The sequence below is a fragment of the Microbulbifer maximicatervae (SeqCode) genome (assembly GCF_052467955.1).
The window spans coordinates 4,756,885-4,783,233 of the sequence record NZ_CP174329.1 but is presented as its reverse complement, the minus strand read 5'-3'; the positions used below and the strand labels follow the sequence as shown (position 1 = coordinate 4,783,233).

Genomic DNA, 26,349 nt, shown 5'->3' with positions numbered 1-26,349 from the left:
AGTGAAGATGTTGGGTATTCAGTAATAACTAATCACATTGATTAGCGTGCTTTTTGGGTACCTCTAACGTAATTTAAATGCTGTTACTGACTGCGCCAGTTTCGGCTTCATAGATTTCCTTTAGAATTTCCCGCCATTGCCGATACTGATTTTCAACAGTACCTGTGAGGGTAATAGTGCGATCTTCCAGCTCAACAATTTGCGGTTCTACCTCTGCCTCAATGGAGTCTCCTAATTCTTGCAGAGCTTCCAAATGCATCTTGGCATCGGATTTTCGGTCAAATGCACTTTTAACAAGATAGCCCCCGGCACCGATTCCAACCTGCCCAGCTGCCTGAGCGCTTCCAGTGCCAGCGCCAGCAGCTGCGATACCTCCAATAATGGCTGCTGCTCCCATAATTGTGTGATTGCGGGCTTTGCGCTTTAACTCTCGCATCTCCCTTACTTCTTCATAGCTGCGGGCTCGCCATTCCTGATAGGGAACTTCCATACTTTTGGCGAAGGTGCCGTAGTACTCCTGCAGAGTGTCGACAAACAGATAATCCCTTTCCCGTATTTTTCTTACCCTTTGTAACATGGGGTCATTCTCTGCGGGTAAAGCACTTAAAAAATAGACACCCTCAGCACTTTGAGTTAAATAGCGATTGAATGCCTGGGGAGAAAAATCCCGTGCAAACCGTATCTCAGAAATTGTGCGCAGCTCTACGATTTGCTGATTTGAAAGCTTTTGTCGGTAATTCAGCATATCGTTAGCAATACGGTTATAGATTCCCTGAAAAGCATCTCCTTCAGTAGGGTGCTTTCGGTCGTAGGCATAGTGGGAAGCGTTCTCTGAATACTGCTTGGTAAACCACAACTGTCCCCGGGAATCGGATACGGTGATTTCCACCGTCAGCTTTTCTCCATCAGATTGTAAAATTCGCCCGGATACGGTCACATCAATATTGGTGCGGCTCGATGGAATAACCCTTACAGCTCCCCACCCCAGGCTGGACTGCAATGAATCGGCAAGGGTGACAGCCATATAGCGGGATTCAGCTTGACGAAGCTCGGGAAAAACAAGCTCATCTTCATCTGCTTGTGCTGTATCGAGACCTGGATTGAATTGAATAACGCCGACATCCAGCAGTCTCTCTTCGGGAACATTGTTATCTTCGATTGTTAGCGGAGTAAATGCGGTAGTTCTGACTTCGGTAGTGGTACAACCATTGATAACAACAAGAATTAGAAAAAATGCTGCGACTCTTGTTATGAACTGATACTTAACCGGTCGGGTTTTTTGGTTGGTCGACATATCGGCGTTCTCCAAGACTACTGCGTTGCACTTTTATACTTGCGATACTCTTCCCAAAGCTTTTCGCGCAATTCGGGGTCAGTCTCGCGTGTGGCAGCTTCACGAATCTGTCGAGCTACGACGTCATCATCTGTACCACTGGGTATATCGGCGGGCACAACTGCCTGTGAACCACCGTGATTAAAATCACCTTTACGTCCAGAGGCGGGCAGTCCGGGACCGGTTATTTGTCCACTGGAGTTATTATTTTTGGGGCCGTTACCTGATGTTGGGCCTGCATTGGGGGGAGGTGGAATTTCGGCTTCTGCAGATTGAATTAAGTCTTCTAGGGATTCCCCTGCTGGTGGTGCCTCATCCATCGCCTCTTCTTTATTTTCTTCGGAGGCTGACCCCGGTCTGTTTCTTACAAAGTCGCGCTCCCGCAAAATCATGCCGTCATAGCTGACCATAGTGGATTCAAACTGGCCCTCAAGTTCTGCAACGCGATCTGCCGATGAAGTGGGAGCTTCATTGGGGGCACTGCCGGAACGTGGCGAACCACCGCCGGGTTGCCCAGAAGCTGAACTGCTGGCAGGCGCGCCGCTGGCCGCTGAGTTACTACTGGATGAGCTGCTGCTAGAAGCTGAGCTACTAGATGATGCGCTGGAAGACGAAGATGATTGCTCCTCCTCAGAAAAATCAATTTCTTCGGGAGGCGTTCCATCTTCACCAGACGAAGGATCAGTAGGTTTCTCTCCATTTTGGCTGGTTTGTTCGGGATCTGTATAAATTGGTGACGATGGATCATTTGAACCGTTTGGGTCCGGCATTTGATCCCCAGGTGAACTTTGATCCCTCGACTCTGATCCGCTACTTCCACTACTGGAGGACTGGCTCTGTTCTGATCTCGCTGTAGGCATATTCGCACTGGGCTGGCTGGAAGAGCTGCTACTAGGCTGCCCACTGCTCGAAGCCGTTGATTGGCCAGATCTTTGCGAACTACTGCTGCTACTAGATTGCGATTGCGATTGTGATTGCGATGCAGAACTGGAAGATGAACTGGAGGATGGTAGAGATGGCATTGCTGGTGGCTGTGACTGAGTTTGTTGGCTCTTGCACCCACCGGTTAAGATCGCCGCCAAAGCAATTGGTACCAGTACATTTGACAAACAGCTGTGGCGGTGAATTTTTTCTACCGCTGCTCGAGGTGTCATCTCTTTCTCTCCTAGACTGTTTGCCGGTGTGACCGCGTGAGACACATGAAGTGTTTTTCCGGTACTAGCAAATGCTCAATGTGGAACTTTAAAAATAGTTGTTATTTGATTATTTGCGTAGATTCCACATCGAGCCGGTGTCAGTGGTGATAGGTTTCTCAGTCGAATATAAAGCGTTGCACAATTCCGCGGGTTTCCACCGCCTCTCCATCTTCAAACCTTGGTCTGAATTTGGCGCGTTTTAGAATGTTTCTAACTTTTGAGCGGATCTTCACTTTATCTGAAGGGTAAGCCCTGAGTATTTTTATATTCCTCGCCTTGCCAAAAGCCGTGACATCATAGGAGACCGTAATCCGGGAATTGGCTAGGGCTTTGCTGTCCGACTCCAAAACTGGGAGCGCGGGTAAAGCCACAGGCCGTCCAAATATGTCCTCAATTTCATCGTTAGAGGCACCGTTATCCCAAAGTGCCTTGTAGGCCTCGCCGTAGGTTTGGCGTGCGGAGTGCCACTTGTTAAACATCATGTACCAGTCGCCGAGTTCAACTTTGGCTTTGGCTGAGGCTGCCGGGGGGGACTTGGGGTTTCTTTGGTAGACATCAACGATACGGGTAATGGCTTTTTTCCCGGTGTTAAAACTCTTCATCCGGTAGTGATCTAATTTGGTTCGCTGATGTGAGTCGGGGCCACTACCACCAAAGCTGGCGTTAACAAAAACTGGAGAGTTGGGTTCACCCTTATAGGTGGCCAGATAATAGTTAGTTGCTTTTAATCCGCGCAGGGCATCAACAAGGCGAAGGTCGGTGGAGCCAAAGTTTTTTGTAATAATATCTACCGCCAAACTGTAAAGATTGGTTGCACTAATTAGATGCTCAAATAGCGTGTCCCCTTTTTCCTCCACATAAGCCTGTAAATGCCAACGACTCAAGTTGTTGATTACTGGCAGCATACGGGGGTCTTTTTCGCCGTAATTTTTCTGGTAGAGCCAGTAGAGGTACTGCTGGTTGTCGTTAGCTTCTTCCCACTGATTGAGCGCTATTTGACTCTCGATCAAGCGCTTGATCATAGGGATTTGGCTTAGGGAATAGAGCCCCTCATTGACTCTGCTAATCAGCATTGCACGACGAAATTCAGTGACAGCCTGCTCATGATCGCCAGCTTTCTGTAATGCGGTGGCCAGCCCCAAAAGCTGTTCATCAATACCGGCGCCATAAGCACCATATTGGGCTTCGAGCTCCTCTATACGTTCACGGTAATTTTCTACAGCCTCGGAGGGCCTTAGCTGTCGAGGTGTTTTCTTGAGTGGTTTCGAGGCGGCTTCAATAAAGGCTTTTGGAGGTGCATTAGTTTGGACTGCCACAGGTGCGCCATCGTCGGCCAGGGCGCCATTACACAGCAGTGCTGTGGCTGTAAACATCAAGCCGATAGCAAAGGAATTGCTGGTATCTATCTGTGTCACGATTGAACCACTTCCGTTTCATATTTGGCTTCACCGAATACCAAACAGCTGAGGTTGGAACCTGCACCTGTCAGTTTTCGGGTCTTATTTCCGCTCGCCCACTGCAACAGCGAATACGGCGGAAGTTCTCTCCTGAATGTGGTTCTCTCGACCCTGAGCGCATTGAGGGGGTATCCTCAAGCTCACAGTGACGGCGCGACTGGATGCTTATAAATGCCTGCCTGGCCGCGTATTAGTCAGTATAGCTAGCACTATGTGCCAAGAAGGAAGCTGCGGCGGGTACTTCAGCCACTTAATGCCCATTGCGCCAGCATGCCTGTGACCACCCTTTTGGTTTAGCAGTTGGGAGTGCAAATTAGGGGTGAGGGACTGTAAGTAGATGCCAAAAATTTGTTGATTACGTCCGATATCGCGACTTGGCAGCGAAGTGTAGCGAGTGGCTTGGTTGGCGCTGGTGCCACATCAGGATGGCGGAAGCTAAATAGGTGGATCATCGTCCTAACAAGTATGCTGAATTTGGGGTTAGATTACTGCTGTTGCTGTATCAGAGGTTGATCTATTTGGATTGCAGCGTAACAAGCGCCATAATCAGCTGATTCGAATTCAGAGGAGAGCTCAGTGAGTATCTATATCGATCCAGAGATCGCGGTAAGCCTTCGGGGCTATGAAGCACCCGAGAAGCTGGGCTTTGGAACCGCCATGGCCCCAGTAATGTTTCGCGCCATTTGGCAGGATGGTTGCTGGAGTAGTGGAGAGTTGATCCCCTATGCGCCTCTGACCGTCGACCCTGCTGCTAAGGTACTTCACTACGCGCAGTCATGCTTTGAAGGAATGAAGGCCTATCGAACTTCCGAGGGGGGAGCTGCACTGTTCCGGCCCGAAATGAATGCTGCACGAATGGCATATTCAGCGAAGCGCTTATGTATGCCTCCGGTTCCTGAGTCCCTGTTCCTGGATGGCGTTCGTGTTGTGACTGCTTACTGCGCTGGCCTGCTCCCGAGCAACAGCGGTGAGTCCCTGTACCTGCGTCCTTTCCTAATGGGAACCCAGCCGGACCTAACGGTTTCAGCCAGTAATGCCTATGAATTTTATGTAATAGCTAGTCCCTCGGAAGCCTACCATTCCGGCAATATGCGTTTGTGGGTTGAGAGAGAAGATGCTCGAGCTGCAGTAGGGGGAACTGGGGATGCTAAAGTTGGCGGAAATTATGCCAGTTCTCTACTTAGTATCGGCCGCCTTAAAGAGCGAGGTTATGATCAGTCGCTTTGGTTGAGCCCCTCTAATCGGCAGAGTATCGATGAGCTGTCAGGGATGAATTTTTTTGCGGTCATTGATGGCGCTATATATACCCCAGCGTTGAACGGCTCAATTCTCGAAGGCATCACCCGATATTCTCTGATCCAGCTTGCGGAGGGATTGGGGTACAAGGTTGTTGAGCGGGCGATCCCCATTGATGAACTGTTAGAACAGGTAGCTTCTGGAGACTGTAGCGAAGCTTTTGCTTGTGGTACTGCTGCAATAATCAGTCCTATCAGCGTAATCGGTGATGGCGATAAGGAGTACGAACTAGCCGATGCCCCAGGTCCTGTTGCAGAGCGTTTGCGACAAGCACTGCTGGATATTCAGGAGGGGCGTTCTGAGGATGCTTACGGGTGGATGCACTCTGTTGAGCCTGTAGTTTAAGTACTAAATCTTCGTACCCGGGCAGTTTCCAAGGCTGCCTGGGTCTAGTAACCAGCTTTTCCCCACCGTAAATCCTGCTTTATCCTTCGCGGGTTTTTTTGTAGCAGTGTTTTCTATTTACTTGTTTCCAAGCGAAACGCTCGCGTAAATATTCCCGCCAATTTAATTGAGTTTGTTGACTTGTGCGACCTTAACACCTAAAAGTGAAGGGGTTAAATAAGAAATAAATTGGAGCTTGAGAGTGGCCTGATTGCGGTACACCTCATTTTGACCAGCAGTTCCAAGATCAATTTGAGCTAATAGGTCTCGCTTATAGTTCCTTGCACAGTCGAGGATAACGAGATGTTGACCCATATGCTTGGCCTTATGCTGCAACCACGTAGACAGTGGCAGCTTATTGGCAGTCTCTCTGAACGTAATCTGCGTAGACAGGTTCCTTATGTCATCGTTCTGGCATTACTTCCTGCAGCTGCGTGGTATTTTGGCACGACACAAGTTGGCTGGACGATTGGCACTGGTGCCCCGGTGAGAATTACGGGACAAAGTGCTTTGGAATTGGTCGCCGTATTTTATTGCACAATGGTTTTGGCTGTCACTGCTATTGGTTATTTCATCCATTGGATGGCCAAGACTTACGGAGCTGAAACTCACCCCCTTAAAGGCGTTGTTGTAGCGGGTTTCACTGCCACGCCTATTTTTATTGTGGGTATTGCAGGGATTTACCCTGTGTTGTGGTTGGACATACTGCTCGCAACTCTGGCGGTTGCTTACGCCGTCTATCTGCTTTATTTGGGAATTCCTATTGTGATGGGTGTTTCTGAAGAGCGTGGCTTCCTTTTTGCCAGTGCAATTATTACGGTGTCACTCGTCATGGCAGTCATTATTATGGTTGCTACAGTTCTATTCTGGAGTTATGTATCCGCACCGGTCTTTTACTCCTCTTGAGTAGTTTGGGCTCGTAGCTATCACTAGATGAAATGTCGTTTCAGGCATTTTCGCCAGGAGATTTAGGGCTGTTGTTGTGGTGGGGATACAAGCTATCGACGTCGTACCCGGTGAAGGGGCTCATATTCACGGGTACGGCGAAGTCTCTTCTATCCTGGCTGTAACGACAATGCGTAAAGTAAATGACCGCCTTTCGGGGTTTCTCGAAGAATTCAACAGCTCTATGAAAGAGCTCTACTCGAAGGGCTTTGAGTTCAACCCCATCAATGTTCGGGAATCGACCACAAAGTTTATAGATAAGTATGTGACCGATATTCCAGATGTTGCCTCGGTACAAGATGGCATTATCTATGCCTCTGGATATGACGTACCTGTAAGAGTCTTTGTCCCCTATCCCGATGAAGTTCTACCTGTTCTTGTCTATTTTCATGGCGGTGGTCATGTAGCTGGAAACGTTTATTCATTTGACCCGATTTGCAGAAAGATTGCCCGGGAGACTCGACATATTGTTGTTGCGCCTGAGTACCGGTTGGCCCCTGAGAATCGCTATCCGAGCGCAGTAACAGATTGCTATGCCGCAGTTGTTGGGGTTTGGGCGGCACTGGATAGATTGGGCTTATATTATCAACCGAGTTTGTCGGTTGCTGGGGACTCTGCAGGTGGCGCTCTGGCCGCCACAATGTCTCACCTGGCTCAATTTGACTACAGCGTTAAGATTAAAAAGCAGGTTTTAATTTATCCGGTTCTCGATTACACCATGCATTTACGGTCCCATGAAGAGAATGCGGTAGGCTATTTTTTAGAGGCACGAAAATCAATTTGGTACTTGGGGCAATATTTTGCTGAGGGGCAGTGTAGAAAAAAAGCATCCCCTCTTTTTATGGATTTTACGGCAGCTCTTCCTGAAACCTTAGTTTTTACCGTGGAGTTTTGCCCGCACCGGGATACTGGGGATATTTACTACCGGAAAGTGGAAGAGGTGGGTGTTAGGTCTGAAAATGTTCATTTTTCCGATATGATTCATCCATTTTTGATTCTTGAAGACTTAGTGAAAGGGGAGTGCGCAAAAGTTTATGCCGGCATGAATAGTTTCCTGAATGACTAAACTTACGGTTTTCCTTTTGTAATTGAGTACTGGTAAGATAATTTATACCCGTTATCAAACTCTAGTATTTCTTCTGAATTTATTGATCTTTCGATCACTATCTCCGCTATTGATTTAATAACTTGTTTAGGTTCTGCGTCCATGCAATGTATGCTCATGGAGTTAATGGCCATGTCAGCGCTAATTACCCGGTGTTCAACAACCTGAATGAGCAGCTGCTTATCACTTTGGTAGAGCTTGAAACCAGGCCCCTCCGTCATCCATTTTTTGTACTTTGTAGCGCCCCACGGGCCTTTGCACTTTATTGCTTGATATTGAGTTGATGATATTTTGATATAGATAGGCTCGCTTCCTTTGATATCTGTACTTTTATCGATAGGTTGTTCTGTGTAGAGGTTTGATCCATTAGGAGCAGAGATCTGTATCGCTATCATTTCGGCAGCAGCGTCAAGTGAGCAGAATATGTAAATAAGAAAACACAAAAACTGATATTTTTTGATTGAAGTACTGGCCATCTTGATTTCAATAAGTGGTTTTTGTTTTTGGGAGTATGGCGCTTAAATGAATTTCTAGGGTTGTCTTCTGTATTAATAATAGCGCCTTGATAACGAGGTGTTGGTTGGATAGTATCAAAGTGTGTATTTAGTCCTGTTTTCATCTTTAAATTGGTACATGAGTACCAGTTTGAGGTTTGAGTAGCTCAATTGACAATAATTTATATAAAAGGTGTGGCTATGAAGACTTTAGCGTATATGGGAGTAATTCTGGCTTTAATAGTATCCGTTGGATGTTCTGAACGGCCTGAATCCAGAGTTGAGGACAGTTCCAGTAAGGTTGATTTTCAAAAGCAACTATTAAAAAAACTGATATCTGCAAAGACCGGGGATGTTATTACTATTCCTGAGGGTAAATTCCATATTAATCGTAGTTTATCCCTGAATATTGATGGGGTAACGCTACGTGGAGCTGGCATGGATAAATCTGTCCTCTCCTTTGAGGGGCAAATTCAGGGTGCTGAGGGGATATTAGTTAATGCCAGTAACTTTACTATTGAGGGGTTGGCTATTGAGGATACCATAGGCGATGCCCTGAAAATTAATGAGGGCAAAAACATTATCATCAGGGATGTTCGTGTTGAATGGACCAATGGCCCGTCTACCCAAAATGGTGCCTATGGTATTTATCCTGTACAGACTGAAAATACTTTAATCGATGGTGTGGTAGCTATTGGTGCTTCAGATGCAGGAATTTATGTCGGTCAGTCGCGGAATGTTATTGTTCGCAATAGCCGTGCAGAATTTAATGTGGCGGGTATTGAGGTAGAGAATACGATCGGTGCAGATGTTTACAACAATATTGCTGTGAATAATACTGGGGGAATTCTTGTTTTTAATATGCCTAATCTTCCGCAGCCAGGGCACAGTACACGTATCTACAATAACCAGATAAAGAATAATAATACTGGAAATTTTGGTCATGAGGGCACGCCGGTTGCTGCCGTGCCAGCAGGATCTGGGGTGGTTATTAACTCGAATGATCGGGTGGAGATTTTTGAAAATGATATTTCTGATAATGATACTGCTAACATATTGATCAGCAGCTATTTTACGGCTGGATACTATAGTGATAAGTCTACGCAAGCTGATTTTGACCCATACCCAGAGGGGATCTATATCTATGCCAATAACTTTTCTGGCGGTGGTACATCGCCAGATCATCTTAAGTTAAAAGCTCTGAAGTTAGCTATGTTTGGAATATCAGGTACATTGCCGGATATTCTTTGGGATGGGGTTGTTGATCAAAGTAAACTGGTGGATGGTCAAATACCTGAGGCATTAAAGTTATGTATTGATAACGAACCTGCAGGAATTCTCAACATAGATTTTGGAAATGAGTATAAGAATATATCCACGGATATAGCACCTCATCAGTGTCATTTGGAAAAGCTTGCCAAAGTAGTTTTAGACTTTGATCCAAAGCTGGAAAATGAAGACCATTTGGCAGTGATAGAGGTAGCTAATGAAGAATAACAATCAAATAAGTAGGAAGCTTATCTATTCTATTTGGAGCCTTGTATTACTGATTGGTCTTGTGGGATGTGATTCATACAAAAAGGATGTTCATTTATTCCCGGCAGAAGAGGTGCCCGAAAATCTCAGTGCATGGAATTTATTGAGACTGGAGAAAGGTGTGCTCTTCCCTGCGGAAAGAGCATTACCCTACGATTTAAATACGGGTTTATTTACCGATTATGCTCATAAGTTCAGAACCATCTGGCTGCCTAAGGGGGCGTTTGTAACCTACGGAGAAGAACAGTTTAATTACCCTGTCGGAACTATCTTAAGCAAGACATTTTACTATCCACAGGAGAGTAGTGGTGTAGTTCGCCGTACCGATGACTTCTCTGCGGATTATGTTGAGGGGCGCTTTGGGCAGGCACTTGATTTAAATCGAGTCCGTCTCGTTGAGACGCGGCTTTTAATCCGCAGGAAGGAAAATTGGCAGGCGCTGCCCTATGTCTGGAATAAAGAGCAGACTGAGGCAACTCTTGAGATTGCTGGAGATGTGAAAAATTTTCAGTTGGTTGGCCTGAACGGACAACAGGAAAACCTTAGTTATGTAGTACCTGACGCCAATCAATGTGCTGGTTGCCATGCAGAAAAGTTTACTGCAAAAGCCATTTCTCCTCTCGGCCCAAAAGCTCGACATCTGAATAAAGACTATCCCTACGGTAGCGGAGTAGAGAATCAATTGCTGTTTTGGCAGAAGGCCGGCTATTTACGTGGGCTGCCTGATCTGAAAAGTTTGCCGAGAAATGCCAATATTTACGATGCGACTGTGTCGCTCGAGGATCGCGCCAGGGCTTATTTGGATATCAATTGTGGCCACTGTCACAATCCCACTGGGCCGGCAGATACCTCAGGGCTTATGTTGCATCATGGCGAAACTGATTGGCGCAAACTTGGGCTATGTAAACCGCCTATTGCTGCGGGTACAGGCAGTGGAGGGCATTTATTTGCAATAGTACCGGGAGAGCCTGAAAATTCTATTTTGAATTTTCGTGTAGAGTCTACCGCGCCTGGGGCCATGATGCCTGAATTAGGTAGAAGCATGGTGCATACAGAGGGCGTTGAATTACTAAAGCAGTGGGTAAGCTCCCTACCGGGAAGCTGCACTTAATCTTTATTGGAAGCTATCTGGAAAGAGCTATATGAAGAGGAGTTGGGTATGGAGGGGACAACTCCATACCCGTTTCCTGGAGACGAGTAATTCAGAAAGATTCAGCCGTATGCTGCAGTTTCAGCAACAACTGTTGCAGCTGGAATTAATCCGTTGATCATCAAGGTGACGGTGCGTTCCAACAGCGGTGAGTCGATAGCAATAGCACCGCTCAAAATTTCATACTCAAGGTTCAGGATCGTACCGTGAGCAATTTGTGCAGCCGCTTCAGAATCAGCCAGACCCAGTAATTGGAAGAATTCCTTAATCATTGACTCTCTGGCGTGATTGGCCATCCGCACCGCGCGGGTCAGCTGCTCATTGCGAAGCGCTTCATTGCGGAATGCCAGTTCAACCAATCTGCGATCCCGGTCTTCAGCCTGGGTGCGGACATGAGTAAGAATAAAACGGGTCAATTGTTGAATCAGCAGTTTACGACTGCTATGTGACGCCCGTTCTTGTGCGGATAAATTCCGTGCCGCACTAAAACTCTCTTCATGCAGTTGGCGTGTAGCCTCGAGTCCCTGCTCAACAAAATAAGTAAATGAATCGCTGATCAGGTCATTCAGGTCTTTGAAATAATAAGTAGTAGCCGCGAGAGGAACGTTAGCTTCGCGGGCGACTGCACGGTGCCTGATGCCGCGGATACCTTCTTTAACGATCAGTCTCAGGGTGGCCTCTAGAATCGCCTTGCGCCGCAGACGGCTATCTGCGCGTTGGGCCCGGCGGCCGTGGTAGACCAATTCAGACTTTCCAGTGTCTACAGTCATAGCATTATCCCTGTCTTATTGCGTTGGCGCCGATAGCAAGGTGAAGCTGGTCGGCCGTGCCATTCTAGCCAAACAAAATTAAAAAAAGGGAATAATGCTATTACATTCGATTACACGAATATTGCACTGGTACAGCGCAATAAATGTAAAAAAGTGGGGATTTGATGATGTATCTCATCATACTGAAAAAGTGAAAGATGAAAAATCCGCAAGATACAGATTAGTGAGGGGGTTCACATTTTGGCTTTTGGTGAAAAAATTAAGTTCTGCAATCGATTGGCAGGATAAATCGCCATTCAATTGCAGAATTAAATTGGTTAGCTGCTGCTTATCTTAAGAGATTTTTCCGGTAACACGTACGCGCTTTGAGCCTGGAATGATCTTAACTTTCTGGCTTTTATGTCTTTCAATACCGATATCAATGGCGTTTTTTGCTGCGATCAATAAGCCGGCGACAAGGAATGCACCAGGAGGAAGCACGGCAACAAGAACGCCTGGATAGTCACTGCCAAAAATGGAAATACCCCAATCTTTTGCCATTGAACCAAATAACAAGTCCATATCTGAAAATAGCGTGCCTTGGCCAAGAATTTCTCTGACTGCGCCAATGGCGATGAGTACTGCAGTGAAACCTATACCCATCATAAATCCATCTGCCAAGGACGGAAGCACGGGGTTTTTACTGGCAAAAGCATCTGCTCGCCCGAGGATCGCACAGTTGGTTACAATTAGCGGGATAAAAATACCTAGCACCAAGTAAAGCTCGTAGGTATAAGCCTTCATCAATAGCTCAACGCAGGTAACGAAGGTGGCGATGATCATAACGGAGGCTGGTAAACGGACAGTATCCGGAATTTGTCGTCGGATCAGGGAGACCGCAAGGTTGGAGCAGGTGAGAACTCCGGTAGTGGCCAAACCGAGGCCGATGCCGTTCACTACGGAACCGGTGACCGCCAGCAGGGGACAGAGGCCAAGCAATTGCACCAGCGCGGGGTTATTTTTCCACAGCCCATTTTGGGCGATTTCTGTGTAGCCGGGAGTTGCCATCAGTTCTGCTCCTCAACCGCCGCAGGTACTTGTTCCGAGTCGATTTCAGAGTTCTCAATCTCTACCGCTCGCTTGGACATTGGCGCATTAAATATTTGTTCGTGGTGCTGGGCTACAAACTCAAGCACCTGGTGCACTTCATTGACAACAGCGCGAGGAGTAATTGTTGCGCCAGTAAATTCATCAAAAACGCCGCCATCCTTTTGTACCTTCCAATCGGCTGAGGGCGGATTTTTTAGTGACAGGCCGTCAAACTGGAGCACCCAGTTACTTTTTTTCAGCTCGACTTTATCGCCCAGCCCCGGAGTTTCTGTGTGGCTTGTTACCCTGACGCCAGCAATAGTGCCATCGCGATTCACACCAACGAGTATTTTTATCGGGCCGGAATATCCATCCGGTGTGACTGCGGGCACAATGACTGCGGAGACTTTTCCGTCCTCTTCCCGCGCGAGATTGATATCTCCACCTTGTTGCAGGCCTAGCTGATTCCAGTAAGGTTTTGGAATTGGATAGGTGTCTACCAACATGTCATTACTGTGGCGTTCCAATGGAATAATTTCCAGTAGCGCTTTCGCCGAAGCTTCCCGGATAGCTCTCTCAATCGGCTCTTTGGTCGTAATCTGGGTCACTGCGAGTGTACCTGCAGTGACCAGGGCGATAAGAGTGAGAACAGCGGCATTGGAGGCCATTGACTGTTTAAGCATCAGCTCTCCTCCAGGTCGGTAGCGCGGCGGGAGCCCTTGTGGCCATAGGTCCGTGGAAGCGTGTAGTTATCAATGGTTGGTGTTGCAAAGTTCATCAGCAATACAGCAAAAGCCACCGCATCGGGGTAAGTGCCCCAGGCCCGGATTACATAAGTGAGCAGCCCCACACCGGCCCCAAAAATCAGGCGGCCCCGGTTACTGGTGGCACCGCTGACAGGGTCGGTAATAATAAAGAAGGCCCCAAACATGGTGGCCCCAGAAAATAAATGCAGTACGGGGGATCCCTCTGACAAGGAACTGCCGCTGTCGTAGAAAAACAGGGAAATCAGAGTGAGGGTGGCGAGCATGGCAACCGGTGCATGCCAGGTAATAATGCCGCGAAATAGTAAGAACAGCCCACCTAACAGGAATCCGAAGCTGACGGTTTCCCAACCGACTCCAGCAAATGTGCCTTTATTGAGGACCGGCTCCATTTCATAGAGCTGGGAAAGAAGCACTGACTCGTTTAACCGCACGATTTCCAGCGGTGTAGCCCGGGTAAAACCATCGACATTGTAGCTACCGATTACCAGAGAGAAGGCTTCTTCCAGGCTGGGTGTCCCACCGATAACCTCTGCAGCTCCCACCCAGCGGGTCATATCTACCGGGAAACTAATCAGCAGGACAACATAGCCCACCATTGCGGGGTTAAATGGGTTGTACCCCATGCCGCCATAAAGATGCTTGGCCAGGACAATTGCCACCGCAGTGCCCACTATCGGCAGCCACCAGGCACAGTAGGCTGGAAGCGCGATACCGAGCAGCAGTGCAGTTACAAAAGCACTGCAATCCCGCAGATAGAATGCTGCCGGCCTGCCGCGCAATCTCATTACCGCTGCTTCACACAGAAGCGCTGTGATTGTGCACAGGGCAATATTGATCAGTACTCCGATACCGAAATAAATCACCATCGCCAGCACACCGGGTATGGTGGCCGCGGCGACTTGTAGCATGACTTTGGTGGTGTCATTGCCGGAACGGGCGTGAGGGGAGGTGGCGCGCATCAGAGACATTATTGCTTTCCGTCCTGTGCTGCTTGTTGTTCGCGCATTTTGTCTTCCAGTTTCTTTTGTAGCTTCTCCAGGGCACTTTCGAATGCACCCAGATTGGCATCATCTTCATCCCGAGCCTTTTGCAGGCGAGTCTCAGCTTTAGTGACGCGCTTGCGCAGTGCTTCGATATCTGCAGCAAGTCTGTCGGCGTCACTCATCTGGGCCCGCGCCTCTGCGGAGGCACGGGCTTTGGTAATTGCCCGCACAGCTGCATTGGTTTCTTCCTGGTTGGGCTCCCGGGTGGTATCCCTATCGGCGCGTCGTTCGGCAAGGGTCAACTTGTGTTGTGCCTCCTGCAATTTCACTTCAGCAGCTTTGAGTTGCGCTGCCAATTGGTCGCGCTGGCTCTCATCGACAGCTTCCAGTTTATTACGCATGCGTTCCACCCGGCTCTCGGCACTGGAGAAAGTACGCTGGGCGCGGGCCAAAAGCTGCTTGGGGTCCTCCTGGCGGGACTTAACTCGCGCCAGGGCGGCGGCGACAACATCTGCTTCCTGCTTCTCAGCTTTGGCTGTCGGAGATTCAGGGTTTTGTTCCCTTTGCTGGCGAGCTTGTTCAGCGGCTTTGCGCCGGGCTTCGCGTTTCGCTTCTTTCTCTTTTTCAGCTTTTTCAAGGCGCAACTTGCGGAATTCGAAACGATCGCGTGCGCGATCGGACTTTTCTTTTTCCGCTTCAGCAGTGCGAATTGCACCTTTGGCAGCGCGGTAGTACTGAACCAGGGGAATCGTACTGGGGCAGACGTAAGAGCAGGCACCGCACTCGATACAGTCAAATAGGTTATAGGCCTGTAGCTTCTCCCGTTCGTCGGCGCGGGCATACCAATAGAGTTGTTGCGGTAGCAGGGAAGCCGGGCATGCCTCTGCGCAAAAACCGCAGCGAATACAAGCTTGGGCCACCGGTGCTGGAGGTAGCTCCTCACGGGTCGGTACCAGCAGGCAGTTGGTGGTTTTCACGATTGGGGCGCGTTGATCGTCAATCGTATAACCCATCATCGGACCGCCGATGATCACCTTTTGCATCAGGCCCCGATGGACACCGTGATATTTGAGGATATGTTCTATGGGAGTGCCGATAGGTACGTCGATATTGCGCTGCTGCTCCAGCGCTTTGCCGACAACAGTCGTCACTCGGCTGATCAGGGGTTCGCCAAACCGAATCGCGCGATATACCGCGCGAGCAGTGCCGACATTCTGGCATACAATCCCCACGTTAGCCGGTAGCCCTTTGTTGGGCACTTCTCGGCCGGTAAGAATTTGAATCAGCTGTTTTTCGCCGCCGGACGGATACTTTGTGGGGAATACCACGATATCGAAACGGGTGCCTTCGACAGCTTTGCGCATCGCGCGGATAGCTTTGGGCTTATTGTCTTCAATACCAATCAATACCCGTTCGGGCTGGTCGAGGATATGGGCAAGAATTTCCACGCCAGCGATAATTTCGTCGGCACGCTCCCGCATAAGCATATCGTCGGCAGTGATATAGGGTTCACACTCTGTGCCATTGATAATCAAAGTATCAATTTCGGCGCCGCCGTGAGGGTCTAGCTTCACAGCGGTTGGAAATCCTGCACCGCCCATGCCGGCAATACCGCAGTCGCGGATCTTGTCCAGAAGCTCTATCGGTGAAACCTGGAGGTAATCTTCGCAGGGGGTGAGATCGCACCAGGCATCGTCGCCGTCTGTGCGAATGACAATGCAGTCCTCCAGCAGACCCGAAGGGTGGGGCACTGGATAGGGTTCAATGGCCATAACCCTGCCGGAGCTGGGAGCATGCACTGGACAGCTAATGAAACCGTCGGCCTCGGCAATCTTTTGTCCCTTTAATACCTTATCACCGAGGTTCACCAGCGGTATGGCGGTGGTACCAGAGTGCTGTAGCAGTGGTACGATCAAGTCCTCGGCGAGGGGGATCACTCCTATAGGCTCACCGGTACTCTGGTGTTTGTTCTCGGGAGGGTGCACTCCGCCGGGGAAGTCGTTGGGGCGCAGCTCGCGCGCTTTTTCACTGGCAATCAGTTGTGCCTCGCGGGCTGCGCGTCTCTCCTGAACGGCCTCTCTTTGCTTGGTCTTGCTATCTACGGGGTTCAAACCGCGCCTCCCCCGGTATGTTCTTGAATAGTGCGGCGATCGCTGGCAATCAGCACCGAGCTATCGCTGGGCTTGTGTGGGTGCCAATCCTGTAAAGCGGTTTCCAGGGGAACCATATCGATACAGTCAACGGGGCAAGGTTCGACACAAAGGTCACATCCTGTGCACTCATCGGTGATCACCGTGTGCATATATTTGGCGGCGCCCGCAATGGCATCTACCGGACAGGCCTGAATACATTTGGTGCAACCGATGCACTCTGCCTCGCGGATAAATGCCACTTTTTTTACATCTTCAATACCGTGCTCGGCGTCCAACGGCATGGGCTCTATATCCAGCAGATTGGCCAACTCATTGATAGTGGCCTGCCCGCCGGGGGGGCACTTGTTGATGGTATCGCCGTGCACTATCGCTTCTGCGTAGGGGCGACAGCCGGGGTAGCCACACTGGCCACATTGAGTCTGTGGCAACAGGGCATCGACCTGCTCAACGAGTGGGTCACCCTCCACCCGGAAGCGAACGGCGGCGAAACCCAGCAGGGCACCGAATACCAATGCCATGCCACCAAGCACCAGCAGGGGAGAAGAAATTTGTGAAATCCAGTCCAGCATTTCGAAATCCTATACCAGACCGCTAAAGCCCATAAATGCCAGTGACATCAGTCCGGCAGTGACCATTCCGATTGCGGCGCCGCGAAATGGCAGCGGGACATCGGCGGCAAAAAGGCGCTCGCGCATCGAGGAAAACAAGATTAACACCAGGGAGAAACCCACTGCTGCGCCAAATCCGTAAAGAGTGGACTGTATAAAAGTGTGCGCTTTCATAGTGTTCTGCAGAGCGACACCCAACACGGCACAGTTGGTAGTGATCAGCGGTAGAAAAACGCCTAGCACTTTGTACATCAAGGGGCTGGTCTTCTGGATAAACATCTGCGTGAACTGTACGACAACAGCAATCACCAGAATAAATGAGATGGTGCGAAGATCTTCAATACCAAAAGGGGCCAACAGATAGGTGTTGACCAGGTATGAACAAATAGAGGCCAAAGTAAGTACAAAGGTGGTAGCGCCGGCCATACCCACAGCGGTCTCCAGTTTATTGGAAACTCCCATAAACGGGCACAGGCCGAGAAACTGCACTAACACATAATTATTGACCAAGATGGTGCTGAGCAGAATGACGGCAAATTCGGTCATAACAGGTCCGGTTAAAGCCCTAGGGCGGAGTGGCGCGAACAGCGGCAATGGCGTCGGCAGGGTTAAGGTGAGACTAGCACCTTCCTTGTGAGCACCGTCGAATGCCGCGCAGGGCGGCTATTATGGTTGAGTCGCTTGGGGGCTTCAACTCGTGAGGAGGGTGGCAGGGGAAAAGGGCCGACAAAGGGCCACCTCTGGATCAAAAGGACTCCACTTGGAGCAAAGGTGGAGGCCTTTGTGGATACTATTTGCAGTACCTATGTCAATTTGAAACGATAGGTACAAGATGGGTAACCCAGTTTGGTACTTGGTGTTAAGCGTGGGGTAGAGGCAATACAGTATATTGACTCGGCATGCGTGTTTTTGCTTGAGAGCAACCTTAAATTCAGTTGGAGCAGTTTAATGTCGAACGAAACCTACACTCCCCCCAAGGTTTGGCAGTGGGATAAGGAAAGCGGGGGCGCTTTTGCCAGTATCAATCGGCCGGTAGCGGGTGCGACCCATGATAAAGCGCTGCCGCAGGGGCAGCACCCGATGCAGCTCTATTCTTTGGCCACGCCGAATGGGGTTAAGGCGACGGTGATGTTAGAGGAGTTATTGGAACTCGGGTTTGAGGGAGCAGAATACGATGCCCATTTAGTCCGTATCACTGAAGGAGAGCAGTTTGGCAGTGGTTTTGTTGAAGCAAACCCAAATTCCAAGATCCCGGTCTTAGTGGATCACAGCACTACGCCACCAATCCGGGTATTTGAGAGTGGCTCCATACTGCTTTACCTGGCGGAAAAGTTTAATGTCCTCTTGCCCCATACACCCGAGCAGCGCACTGAGGCATTGAATTGGCTCTTCTGGCAGATGGGCTCGGCCCCTTACCTGGGAGGAGGCTTTGGACACTTTTATGCCTATGCACCGGAAAAATATGAATACCCGATCAACCGATTTGCTATGGAAGTAAAGCGCCAGTTGGACGTATTGGACCAACAGCTGGCGAAGCATCCGTATGTGGCGGGTAGGACTTATACCATCGCCGATATTGCGATCTGGCCCTGGTATGGGGCTCTGGTGCGCAATGAAGCTTATAGTGCGGCGGAATTTCTCGATACCCAGAGTTATAAAAATCTCAATCGTTGGGTGGGGGAAATTGCAGAGCGGCCAGCAGTAAAGCGCGGACGAATGGTCAATCGAACCTGGGGTGAGCCCAGCGAACAACTACATGAGCGCCACAGCGCCGGTGATTTTGACAATAACACCCAAGATAAAGTGACCGATAAGGATGTTGATTAATACAGGGTATTAATAGGTAAGGCTGGCACAAGGATGTGCCAGTATCTATTTTCTAAGGTTATTTTCCGGTGCCCCTCTTTTTAGAAGTGGCCGTTGTATTAATACCTATATAAAGAGTAGCGTCGGCTAAAAAGCCCTCATAGAAAGCATAAACTGAACCACCTGTGAGGTGCGGGGCAATTGCCATAATTTTTCCGCCGCGAAGCCGGCGATTAAAGCGAGGCCTAAAACCAATGGCAGGGGAATTCCCTGTAAACGCTGCTGAACATCTTGCTGTTGCTGATTTACGATTGCCAATACACTGAGCCGCTGTCGCTCCGTGTCTCGACTACATAGTTCGATCTGTTTATTTAAAGACTTCAGTGACATCGTTTAAAGCCTCTTTAACTTGTCGCTTGGTCTCTTCAAAACCCAGTAGGGGCACCAGCTTCTTTTGATAAACGATAGCTCCCGCCAAAATAGCGACCTGGATAAGAATAAATACCAGAAATGCCAAATAAATAGACTGGGAAAAATAGTAGGCAATCAGCCCAACGCCTCCACAGAGACTGACGATGAGGGCCGCACTTAGAGGCAGTAACATCAGTTGCAGGGCAACAATACGCTTGCCGGCTGCAATCGTTCTATCCAACTCCAACTGGAATAGCTTTTGAATATTAGCCAACCAGGCAGTCAGTAGGGTCAGTGTTGCCTCGGCGCGAGCAAGGGTAGCTTCAAGGCTATTTTCACCTTCTCCATCAGAGTCTTTCCCTGAGGGAGAAGGTGAAGACTGACCCGGGCTGCGCTCCTGCGCAGCGGAATCGGCATTCTCGCCAGACGCTTGGGACTTTTTTTCATTGCCCATCAGGGGGTGTCCTTACCAGTCGAAAAAAAGAGAGAAGCGTTACTTAAAGAGCTTCGCAATTGCCCAGCCAACAACAAATGCACAGCCAACAGCGAGAATGGGGCGCTCCCGAAGTGAGGACTCCGCTTTTTCCATTACATCGGTGGCACGTTGTCTCTGGGACTCTACAGAGGTCCGGGCCCTCTCTTTCAAGCTGCCAGCAGCTTGTGAAGCGGCCTCTCCAGCAAGATTATAGGCCTGTTGCAGCTTCTCCCTACTGGAGTTCGTATGTGGAGATCTTGCGGTTGCCATCAGGTTTCTCCTCTCGGGGTTTAATTGCCGAGGAAGTCTATAGTCCCGCGTGGTAATTCCCACTTGAAAAAGGGGTTTTTTTCACGCGATTTTTGCAGGAAAAAGTCCCTGTCTCTGCTACTGATCTTGGACTATGGCTGGCAGCTGTTCGGGCCCGGTCGTAGTTTCAAACGGCAAAAGCCGGCCTGAGTTCACAGAGGGGATTAGTCCTCGGACCGGCAGATGCCTGAGATGGCTTGGGTTAGATAAAAGCGAGTTGTTTATGGATGGCTGGTACTCTCACTTTTCCAGGTTTCAATATTCTCTACGACCCCGTTGAGTAGGCGCTGGCGTGATTCACGGCTGATCCAGGCGTTGTGGGGGGTGATAATCAAATTGGGGATATCTCTGTCCAATAGTGGGTGACTGGCGGGTGGGGGCTCCTGGCTGAGGACATCCAGCGCCGCCCCCCCAAGGTGTCCACTGCGCAAAGCATCCGCCAGTGCCTGTTCATTGACCAGCCCGCCCCGAGCCGTATTGACCAGGAGTGCGCCGGGTTTCATCTCGGCGATGAATTGCTCGTCTACCAGCTGATCGGTTTCTTCTGTGAGCGGGCAGTGCAGACTGATGACATCGGACTCTGCACACAATTGTTGCAGTGGCGTCCTGCCTTCAGCGGGTGTGCCGCTAAATGATTCAGCCACCAGTACCCGCATGTCCAGGGCTTCCCCCAGTTTTGCCACCTTCTGCCCGAGGGCACCAAAGCCAATGATACCGAGTGTTTTTCCTGCGAGTTCAACCACTGGGTGATCGAGCAGGCAAAAAATTGTAGATTGGCTCCAGCGTCCGGCAAAAACATCGTTGTGATAGCGGTGCCACTTGGAAGCAAGAGCCAGGATCAGGGCAAGAGTGTGCTGTGGTACAGAAGCCCCCGCATAACCTTTAACGTTGTACACCGGAATATTTAATTCCTGTGCGGCGGCGAGATCGATGTTATTTGTACCGGTTGCACAAACACAAATCATTTTTAATTTGCTGGCTTGCTCCAATAATGTGCGGCTTATTATGACTTTATTGGTTATTACCACCTCGGCCTCGGCGATTCGCTCCGCGACTTTTTCGGCGGGAGTCGTTTCATAGAAGTCCCACTGGTCTAGACTATTTGTTAGGGCCGAGGTATCCAGCTCCTCAAGCTTCATTGTCAAAGTGTCCAGAAATACGCCGCGCATGACATCTCCTCGATAGATTTGCAGTGTGGTGGACATGCTACGGCAGTAAAGAGGGAATGCAAAACTTTGCTGGCCAGCGGCCTTAACTGCGCATATTCGTGGCTACGGTTGGTTTGTCGGGGCCTTTCTGTCGCAATTGAAGAGGGCCTCTATGGGAATATCGTTTACCGCTGCCAGTCTTGTTTTAATTTCTGCATTTCTACACGCGGGTTGGAATTTACTGGGGAAGTCCCGCACACCAACTCCCGCCTTTTTTTGTATCGCGACTCTCAGTGTTGGAATTTTTCTTTTACCGCTAAATTTTTGGTTGCTATATCAGGTTGATTCACTCCCGCGAGGTTTTTGGATCCTCCTTATCGGTAGTGGTTTTTTTCAAATGATTTATATGGGGGGCTTATCCCTCGCCTACCAGCGAGCCAATATGGGATTGGTCTATCCCGTTGCTCGAGCATTGCCGGTATTGCTGGTTGCACTGGCAACGGTATTGTTGGGGCAATCGTTGCCTCCACTCGCCTGGGTGGGAATGCTGTTGGTGACAATTGGCTGCCTGCTGGTACCGCTGGTGTATTTCCGCGAGTGGCACTGGAGAGCTTATTGGCGCGCGGACTGCGCCTGGGCGCTGGTAGCAGCCATTGGCACTGTGGGCTATTCACTGGCGGATAAAGGGGCGCTGATTTACCTGGGGGATGCTGCGGGAGGCACTATGCCTGCGCTTGTTCTGGCTTACAGCTATTTGGGGATGCAGTTTCTCGCCTGTGGCGTATGGCTGCTTCTGGGGTGTTTGGGTCAGAGTGGCACTGCGCCATTGATCCAAAGTTTTCGGGATTTGAAGGTTGGGGCTCTGACCGGTGCCATGATGGGAGCGACTTACGGCCTGGTACTGCTGGCGATGACAATGACTGAAAATGTGAGTTATGTAGTCGCCCTAAGGCAGTTGAGTATTCCCCTGGGCGTGGGTTTGGCGGTCTGGTTACTCAAGGAGCCGGCACACAGGCCCCAGCTGCTGGGAGTGGGGCTGGTGTGTGCCGGCTTGATTGCAGTTTCCCTGCGTTAGCGCAGGGAAATTACATTACGCGCATACCGGGTTTGGCGCCCTCGTGGGGCTCCAGTATCCACAGGTCCTTACCTCCGGGACCTGCTGCCAGAACCATACCCTCACTGACACCAAAGCGCATTTTACGCGGCGCCAGGTTAGCGACCATAACGGTGTGCTTACCTTCCAGGTCTTCAGGGGCGTAGGCGCTTTTAATACCGGCAAATACCTGGCGGGTTTCGCCGCCCAGGTCCAGGGTTAAGCGCAGCAGTTTACCGGCGCCTTCAACATGCTCAGCTTTGGCGATCAGGGCTATCCTCAAGTCTACTTTGGCGAAGTCATCAAACTGGATTTCCTCAGCAATGGGGTCCTCCGCCAGAGGGCCGGTAGCAGCTTTGGTTTCCGCTTGTAGCTGGGCCAGGGATTCCGCAGCCGCATCCATAACTGCATCTACCTGGGTTTTCTCCACCCGTTGCAGCAGCGGCTTGAACTTCTTGATTTCGTGATCTGTCAGCGGTTTGGTTGCGCTGTTCCAATCCAGCTCACTGTTGAGGAACTCCGCCGCTTTTTGTGCAGTGTTGGGTAATACCGGGGCGAGCCAGGTGATCAGAGCGCGGAACATATTCACACCCTGGGAGCAAATAGCCAGAACCTCAGCTTCGGTGCCCTCCTGCTTGGCCAGGGACCAGGGAGCCTTGTCGGCGATCCAGGCATTGGCGGCGTCGGCCAGAGCCATAATGTCGCGCATGGCGCGGGCGTATTCTCGCTGCTCGTAATACTCAGCAATTCGTGGAGCCGCCTCTACAAATTGGTTCCACAATTGTTCGTCGGCCAGTTCGCCGGCCAGCTTGCCACCGGACTTGCTGACAAACTTGGCGGTGCGAGAGGCGATATTGACTACTTTACCCACCAGGTCAGAGTTCACCTTGGCGATAAAATCGTCCAGGTTCAGATCCAGGTCATCGACGCCACCGGTCAGTTTGGCGGCGAAGTAGTAGCGCAAATACTCAGGGCTCAAGTGATCCAGGTAGTTGCGGGCATTGATAAAGGTGCCGCGGGACTTGGACATCTTCTTGCCGTTTACGGTAAGGAAGCCGTGTACGCAAACTTTGTTGGGGGTGCGGAAGTCCGCTGAGTCCAGCATGGCTGGCCAAAAGAGTGCGTGGAAGTTGACGATATCCTTGCCGATAAAATGGTAGACCTCGGCGTCGCTGTCTTTTTTCCAGTACTCCTGCCAGTCCAGCCCTTTGCTGTCGCAGTAGTTTTTGAGACTGGCCATATAGCCAATGGGAGCGTCGAGCCACACGTAGAAATATTTGCCCGGCGCATCGGGAATTTCGAAACCGAAGTAAGGGGCGTCGCGGGAAATATCCCACTCTTGCAGGCCCTCTTCCAGCCATTCGGCCAGCTTGTTGGCTACTTCATCCTGGAGGGTACCGGAGCGGGTCCACTCGCGCAGGTATTCGGTGAATGCGGGCAGGGTAAAGAAGAAGTGCTCTGACTCCTTTTCTATCGGAGTGGCGCCGGAGATTGCTGATACCGGATCGATCAGTTCGGTAGGGCTGTAGGTGGCGCCACAGGCTTCACAGTTATCACCATACTGGTCGGGCGTGCTGCAGCGGGGGCAGGTTCCCTTGATATAGCGATCCGCCAGGAAAAGCTGTTTCTCTGGATCGAAAGCCTGGGTAATAGTGCGCGATGCGATGTGGCCGTTTTCGCTGAGGCGGCGGTAGATCATTGCCGACAGCTCGCGGTTTTCCTCTGAATGGGTGGAGTGGTAGTTGTCCACACCAATTAGGAAGTCGGCGAAGTCGCGCTCGTGTTCTGCCTGCATATTGGCGATATGCTGTTCCGGGGTCAGGCCCAGTTGTTCAGCCTTCAGCATAATTGCAGTGCCGTGAGCATCGTCGGCACAGATATACAGGCAGTTATTACCGCGCGCACGCTGGAAGCGGGCCCAAATATCGGTTTGGATATATTCGAGCACATGGCCCAGATGTAGGGAGCCATTGGCATAGGGCAGTGCGCTGGTGACGAGAATGTTGCGCGTATCGGACATCGGTTTTTCCATCGCTGTGGGGTTGCGGCCAGGGACTCACGGAGAGTGGGCCGAAGATCGTCAAAAGACCGCGGAATATAGCAGATTTGCACTATGTCGTGGAGGGATCAAGCTGGCTTATGTGAATCCTTGTTTGGCTGCCGTGGCTGGTGTTAGGCCGCGTCATCCGACACAATGCGAGCCAATCTAGAAGCGCTGAGAGGGAGATACCGTGAGCGATCATCATCACGATCATGACGAGCTGTCACAGGAAGTTCAGGCTGAACTGGAGCGACTGGCGGAGTGCCTCGGCCAGTTGCATGATCCTGCCAGTGGCTTGCCGCTGGATGATTTGGACGCAGAAATTGAAGTTGGGTATGAGGACGAAACTGTTTTCGCAGGGATTACCCTGGGATATCCGTGTGCGAGCCAGGAGGCAGACTGGCACCAGAGAGTAGAGGAAAGCTGTCAGCCGCTGTTGAAAGCCGGGCCCCTCAAAGGCTCTAAGTTGCAGTTTGAGCTGTTCAGCGATATTCCCGCTACGCCGACTTCCGGGGCGCCGGAAACTCTGGCGAAGGTAAAAAATATTGTTGCCGTGGCGTCGGGCAAAGGCGGGGTTGGCAAGTCCACAACTGCGGTCAATCTGGCCCTGGCCCTGGCGGCGGAAGGTGCCCGGGTTGGCTTATTGGATGCTGATATCTACGGCCCGAGCCTGCCCACCATGCTGGGAACTGAAGACCAGCGCCCGCATGTGAAAGAACAGAAATTTTTTGTGCCGGTAGAGGCTCACGGAATAGAGACAATGTCTCTGGGGTACCTGATGACCGAGGAGACCCCAGCGGTATGGCGCGGGCCTATGGCCAGCGGCGCGCTCAACCAGATTCTCAGTCAAACCCTGTGGGGGGAAAGTCGGGATGGGCTTGATTACCTGGTTGTGGATATGCCCCCGGGTACTGGGGATATTCAATTGACGCTGGCACAGAAAACTACCTTGGCCGGTGCGGTAATTGTAACTACCCCTCAAGACCTGGCACTAAAAGATGCCATTAAGGGCGTGGAGATGTTCCGCAAGGTATCGGTACCTGTGCTGGGTATTGTGGAAAATATGGCGCTGCATACTTGTTCCAAGTGTGGTCACAGCGAGCCAATTTTCGGTACCGGTGGCGGTGAGCGAATCGCTGCAGAGTACGATACCCATTTACTGGGAGAGCTTCCGCTGGCACAGAAAATCCGCGCCGATGTGGATAGCGGACAGCCCAGTGTTATTTCCGATCCAGATAGTGAAATTGCTGGTTTTTATTGCGAAATTGCCCGCAAGGCTGCCGCCCAGATCTGGTTAAACAGCAGTGATGACAGCGATATGCCGGAAATCGAAATAAGTTGAACCCATTCGCGATATTGATCACAAAGAAATAATTTTCTTTGTTTTTCTGTTTTTACCGGGCTCCAATATTTCTATATTGATGCAGCCCGGTGTCCCTCATTGAAGTAAGCCGTACTAGTTTGTTCCTTGTTTTATGGTACAGATTTCCTTTTAGCGATAGCCCACTTCTGTCGCGCCCTGGGTAAATTAGAAGTTTCAAAATATTTCACAGAATTACCTGGTAAAAAACAGGGGTATTTTGATCGTACTAGTTACTTATTGTTTTAAAAATCATAAAGCCGATATTTTTTTGCGATATAGACCGCTTATGATTTTTAGGTGGCAGTATTTGCTGGTTTTTTGTCGCTTATTAAATGTAGTTGGGGCTGAGGGTATTAAAACGGGTTTACAGGTGCAGTATTTTCGCCGACAAACGTCAAACCCTTTATACGGATGTTGGATTGCCGTTGAGATAGAAGTAAATATCAGGAGTGTACGAG

Annotated in this window: 24 protein-coding genes; 8 read left to right on the top strand and 16 right to left on the bottom strand. The window is 50.2% G+C overall.

Going from position 1 to position 26,349, the window contains the following annotated elements; translation table 11 throughout:
• Positions 1-73 precede the first annotated feature (73 nt).
• The 3 genes from ACJJI5_RS20605 to ACJJI5_RS20595 all read right to left on the bottom strand — a co-directional run bounded on the left by ACJJI5_RS20605 (position 74) and on the right by ACJJI5_RS20595 (position 3,944).
• The gene (locus ACJJI5_RS20605; protein ID WP_445355072.1) at positions 74-1,294 is read right to left on the bottom strand and encodes a hypothetical protein; all 1,221 of its coding nucleotides are present in this window, start codon (positions 1,292-1,294) and stop codon (positions 74-76) included.
• A 17-nt stretch (positions 1,295-1,311) separates the two neighbouring features.
• Positions 1,312-2,103, bottom strand: a complete 792-nt coding sequence (locus ACJJI5_RS20600) for a hypothetical protein (protein WP_444918979.1) — start codon at positions 2,101-2,103, stop codon at positions 1,312-1,314.
• Positions 2,104-2,645: 542 nt separating this feature from the next.
• A complete protein-coding gene (locus ACJJI5_RS20595) occupies positions 2,646-3,944 on the bottom strand; it encodes a hypothetical protein (protein ID WP_413664377.1) in 1,299 nt (432 codons plus the stop codon).
• A 618-nt stretch (positions 3,945-4,562) separates the two neighbouring features.
• On the opposite strand from ACJJI5_RS20595, the gene ACJJI5_RS20590 reads away from it, so the two are divergent.
• The 3 genes from ACJJI5_RS20590 to ACJJI5_RS20580 all read left to right on the top strand — a co-directional run bounded on the left by ACJJI5_RS20590 (position 4,563) and on the right by ACJJI5_RS20580 (position 7,677).
• Positions 4,563-5,627, top strand: a complete 1,065-nt coding sequence (locus ACJJI5_RS20590; protein WP_444895206.1) for a branched-chain amino acid aminotransferase — start codon at positions 4,563-4,565, stop codon at positions 5,625-5,627.
• Between the two features lie 342 nt (positions 5,628-5,969).
• Positions 5,970-6,572 (top strand): Yip1 family protein, encoded by a 603-nt coding sequence (locus ACJJI5_RS20585; RefSeq protein WP_444895205.1) that lies wholly within the window; start codon positions 5,970-5,972, stop codon positions 6,570-6,572.
• 76 nt (positions 6,573-6,648) lie between these two features.
• A complete protein-coding gene (locus ACJJI5_RS20580) occupies positions 6,649-7,677 on the top strand; it encodes an alpha/beta hydrolase (protein WP_444906418.1) in 1,029 nt (342 codons plus the stop codon).
• Between the two features lie 2 nt (positions 7,678-7,679).
• Here the strand turns inward: ACJJI5_RS20580 and ACJJI5_RS20575 are convergent, their stop codons facing one another.
• Positions 7,680-8,192, bottom strand: coding sequence for a hypothetical protein (locus ACJJI5_RS20575; protein ID WP_444914760.1), 513 nt, complete (start codon positions 8,190-8,192; stop codon positions 7,680-7,682).
• Between the two features lie 219 nt (positions 8,193-8,411).
• Between ACJJI5_RS20575 and ACJJI5_RS20570 the strand changes: the two genes are divergently transcribed.
• Together ACJJI5_RS20570 and ACJJI5_RS20565 are read left to right on the top strand one after the other, a co-directional pair.
• Positions 8,412-9,707 carry a parallel beta-helix domain-containing protein gene (locus ACJJI5_RS20570; protein ID WP_445355071.1) on the top strand — a complete coding sequence of 432 codons (1,296 nt, stop codon included), beginning with the start codon at positions 8,412-8,414 and terminating at the stop codon, positions 9,705-9,707.
• The gene (locus tag ACJJI5_RS20565; protein WP_445355070.1) at positions 9,697-10,857 is read left to right on the top strand and encodes an SO2930 family diheme c-type cytochrome; all 1,161 of its coding nucleotides are present in this window, start codon (positions 9,697-9,699) and stop codon (positions 10,855-10,857) included. Before ACJJI5_RS20570 ends, ACJJI5_RS20565 begins: the two co-directional genes overlap by 11 nt.
• Positions 10,858-10,958: 101 nt before the next feature.
• On the opposite strand, the gene ACJJI5_RS20560 is transcribed toward ACJJI5_RS20565, so the two are convergent.
• The 7 genes from ACJJI5_RS20560 to rsxA form a co-directional block, all read right to left on the bottom strand.
• Positions 10,959-11,666 carry a TetR/AcrR family transcriptional regulator gene (locus ACJJI5_RS20560; RefSeq protein ID WP_282934272.1) on the bottom strand — a complete coding sequence of 236 codons (708 nt, stop codon included), beginning with the start codon at positions 11,664-11,666 and terminating at the stop codon, positions 10,959-10,961.
• Between the two features lie 333 nt (positions 11,667-11,999).
• Complete coding sequence (locus ACJJI5_RS20555; RefSeq protein WP_282934271.1) at positions 12,000-12,713, bottom strand: electron transport complex subunit E; 714 nt, start codon at positions 12,711-12,713, stop codon at positions 12,000-12,002.
• Positions 12,713-13,417, bottom strand: coding sequence for an electron transport complex subunit RsxG (gene rsxG / locus ACJJI5_RS20550; RefSeq protein ID WP_413664384.1), 705 nt, complete (start codon positions 13,415-13,417; stop codon positions 12,713-12,715). Before rsxG ends, ACJJI5_RS20555 begins: the two co-directional genes overlap by 1 nt.
• On the bottom strand, positions 13,417-14,469 hold the full coding sequence (locus ACJJI5_RS20545) for an RnfABCDGE type electron transport complex subunit D (protein WP_282934269.1): 1,053 nt from the start codon (positions 14,467-14,469) through the stop codon (positions 13,417-13,419). The genes rsxG and ACJJI5_RS20545 overlap by 1 nt, the downstream gene beginning before the upstream one ends.
• Entirely contained in the window at positions 14,469-16,520 is a 2,052-nt protein-coding gene (gene rsxC, locus ACJJI5_RS20540; RefSeq protein WP_445356333.1) for an electron transport complex subunit RsxC, read from the bottom strand. Before rsxC ends, ACJJI5_RS20545 begins: the two co-directional genes overlap by 1 nt.
• A 71-nt stretch (positions 16,521-16,591) precedes the next feature.
• Complete coding sequence (gene rsxB, locus ACJJI5_RS20535) at positions 16,592-17,206, bottom strand: electron transport complex subunit RsxB (RefSeq protein WP_444934880.1); 615 nt, start codon at positions 17,204-17,206, stop codon at positions 16,592-16,594.
• Between the two features lie 9 nt (positions 17,207-17,215).
• Entirely contained in the window at positions 17,216-17,791 is a 576-nt protein-coding gene (rsxA, locus tag ACJJI5_RS20530; RefSeq protein ID WP_108731788.1) for an electron transport complex subunit RsxA, read from the bottom strand.
• 402 nt (positions 17,792-18,193) lie between these two features.
• Between rsxA and yghU the strand changes: the two genes are divergently transcribed.
• A complete protein-coding gene (gene yghU, locus ACJJI5_RS20525; RefSeq protein ID WP_444895198.1) occupies positions 18,194-19,072 on the top strand; it encodes a glutathione-dependent disulfide-bond oxidoreductase in 879 nt (292 codons plus the stop codon).
• Between the two features lie 126 nt (positions 19,073-19,198).
• Here the strand turns inward: yghU and ACJJI5_RS20520 are convergent, their stop codons facing one another.
• The 4 genes from ACJJI5_RS20520 to ACJJI5_RS20505 all read right to left on the bottom strand — a co-directional run bounded on the left by ACJJI5_RS20520 (position 19,199) and on the right by ACJJI5_RS20505 (position 21,415).
• On the bottom strand, positions 19,199-19,441 hold the full coding sequence (locus tag ACJJI5_RS20520; RefSeq protein ID WP_444895197.1) for a hypothetical protein: 243 nt from the start codon (positions 19,439-19,441) through the stop codon (positions 19,199-19,201).
• Positions 19,419-19,916, bottom strand: a complete 498-nt coding sequence (locus ACJJI5_RS20515) for a hypothetical protein (protein WP_413664388.1) — start codon at positions 19,914-19,916, stop codon at positions 19,419-19,421. Before ACJJI5_RS20515 ends, ACJJI5_RS20520 begins: the two co-directional genes overlap by 23 nt.
• A 39-nt stretch (positions 19,917-19,955) precedes the next feature.
• A complete protein-coding gene (locus ACJJI5_RS20510; protein ID WP_282934265.1) occupies positions 19,956-20,207 on the bottom strand; it encodes a hypothetical protein in 252 nt (83 codons plus the stop codon).
• Positions 20,208-20,467: 260 nt separating this feature from the next.
• Positions 20,468-21,415, bottom strand: a complete 948-nt coding sequence (locus ACJJI5_RS20505; protein WP_445355069.1) for a D-2-hydroxyacid dehydrogenase — start codon at positions 21,413-21,415, stop codon at positions 20,468-20,470.
• Between the two features lie 151 nt (positions 21,416-21,566).
• Here ACJJI5_RS20505 and ACJJI5_RS20500 point away from each other — a divergent pair, with 151 nt between their 5' ends.
• Entirely contained in the window at positions 21,567-22,469 is a 903-nt protein-coding gene (locus ACJJI5_RS20500; RefSeq protein ID WP_445355068.1) for an EamA family transporter, read from the top strand.
• Positions 22,470-22,479: 10 nt separating this feature from the next.
• Here the strand turns inward: ACJJI5_RS20500 and metG are convergent, their stop codons facing one another.
• On the bottom strand, positions 22,480-24,507 hold the full coding sequence (gene metG, locus ACJJI5_RS20495) for a methionine--tRNA ligase (protein ID WP_282934262.1): 2,028 nt from the start codon (positions 24,505-24,507) through the stop codon (positions 22,480-22,482).
• A 211-nt stretch (positions 24,508-24,718) separates the two neighbouring features.
• On the opposite strand from metG, the gene apbC reads away from it, so the two are divergent.
• Positions 24,719-25,870: an iron-sulfur cluster carrier protein ApbC gene (gene apbC, locus ACJJI5_RS20490; protein ID WP_413664391.1), complete on the top strand. Its 1,152-nt coding sequence runs from the start codon at positions 24,719-24,721 to the stop codon at positions 25,868-25,870.
• Positions 25,871-26,349 lie beyond the last annotated feature (479 nt).

Bases quoted from the DNA above. Each gene is read 5' to 3' on its own strand.
- ACJJI5_RS20605 (WP_445355072.1), bottom strand. From the start codon at position 1,294: ATGTCGACCAACCAAAAAACCCGACCGGTTAAGTATCAGTTCATAACA.
- ACJJI5_RS20600 (WP_444918979.1), bottom strand. From the start codon at position 2,103: ATGCCGGACCCAAACGGTTCAAATGATCCATCGTCACCAATTTATACA.
- ACJJI5_RS20585 (WP_444895205.1), top strand. From the start codon at position 5,970: ATGTTGACCCATATGCTTGGCCTTATGCTGCAACCACGTAGACAGTGG.
- ACJJI5_RS20575 (WP_444914760.1), bottom strand. From the start codon at position 8,192: ATGGCCAGTACTTCAATCAAAAAATATCAGTTTTTGTGTTTTCTTATT.
- ACJJI5_RS20570 (WP_445355071.1), top strand. From the start codon at position 8,412: ATGAAGACTTTAGCGTATATGGGAGTAATTCTGGCTTTAATAGTATCC.
- ACJJI5_RS20565 (WP_445355070.1), top strand. From the start codon at position 9,697: ATGAAGAATAACAATCAAATAAGTAGGAAGCTTATCTATTCTATTTGG.
- ACJJI5_RS20560 (WP_282934272.1), bottom strand. From the start codon at position 11,666: ATGACTGTAGACACTGGAAAGTCTGAATTGGTCTACCACGGCCGCCGG.
- ACJJI5_RS20555 (WP_282934271.1), bottom strand. From the start codon at position 12,713: ATGGCAACTCCCGGCTACACAGAAATCGCCCAAAATGGGCTGTGGAAA.
- rsxG (WP_413664384.1), bottom strand. From the start codon at position 13,417: ATGCTTAAACAGTCAATGGCCTCCAATGCCGCTGTTCTCACTCTTATC.
- ACJJI5_RS20545 (WP_282934269.1), bottom strand. From the start codon at position 14,469: ATGTCTCTGATGCGCGCCACCTCCCCTCACGCCCGTTCCGGCAATGAC.
- rsxB (WP_444934880.1), bottom strand. From the start codon at position 17,206: ATGCTGGACTGGATTTCACAAATTTCTTCTCCCCTGCTGGTGCTTGGT.
- rsxA (WP_108731788.1), bottom strand. From the start codon at position 17,791: ATGACCGAATTTGCCGTCATTCTGCTCAGCACCATCTTGGTCAATAAT.
- yghU (WP_444895198.1), top strand. From the start codon at position 18,194: ATGTCGAACGAAACCTACACTCCCCCCAAGGTTTGGCAGTGGGATAAG.
- ACJJI5_RS20520 (WP_444895197.1), bottom strand. From the start codon at position 19,441: ATGTCACTGAAGTCTTTAAATAAACAGATCGAACTATGTAGTCGAGAC.
- ACJJI5_RS20515 (WP_413664388.1), bottom strand. From the start codon at position 19,916: ATGGGCAATGAAAAAAAGTCCCAAGCGTCTGGCGAGAATGCCGATTCC.
- ACJJI5_RS20510 (WP_282934265.1), bottom strand. From the start codon at position 20,207: ATGGCAACCGCAAGATCTCCACATACGAACTCCAGTAGGGAGAAGCTG.
- ACJJI5_RS20505 (WP_445355069.1), bottom strand. From the start codon at position 21,415: ATGCGCGGCGTATTTCTGGACACTTTGACAATGAAGCTTGAGGAGCTG.
- ACJJI5_RS20500 (WP_445355068.1), top strand. From the start codon at position 21,567: ATGGGAATATCGTTTACCGCTGCCAGTCTTGTTTTAATTTCTGCATTT.
- metG (WP_282934262.1), bottom strand. From the start codon at position 24,507: ATGTCCGATACGCGCAACATTCTCGTCACCAGCGCACTGCCCTATGCC.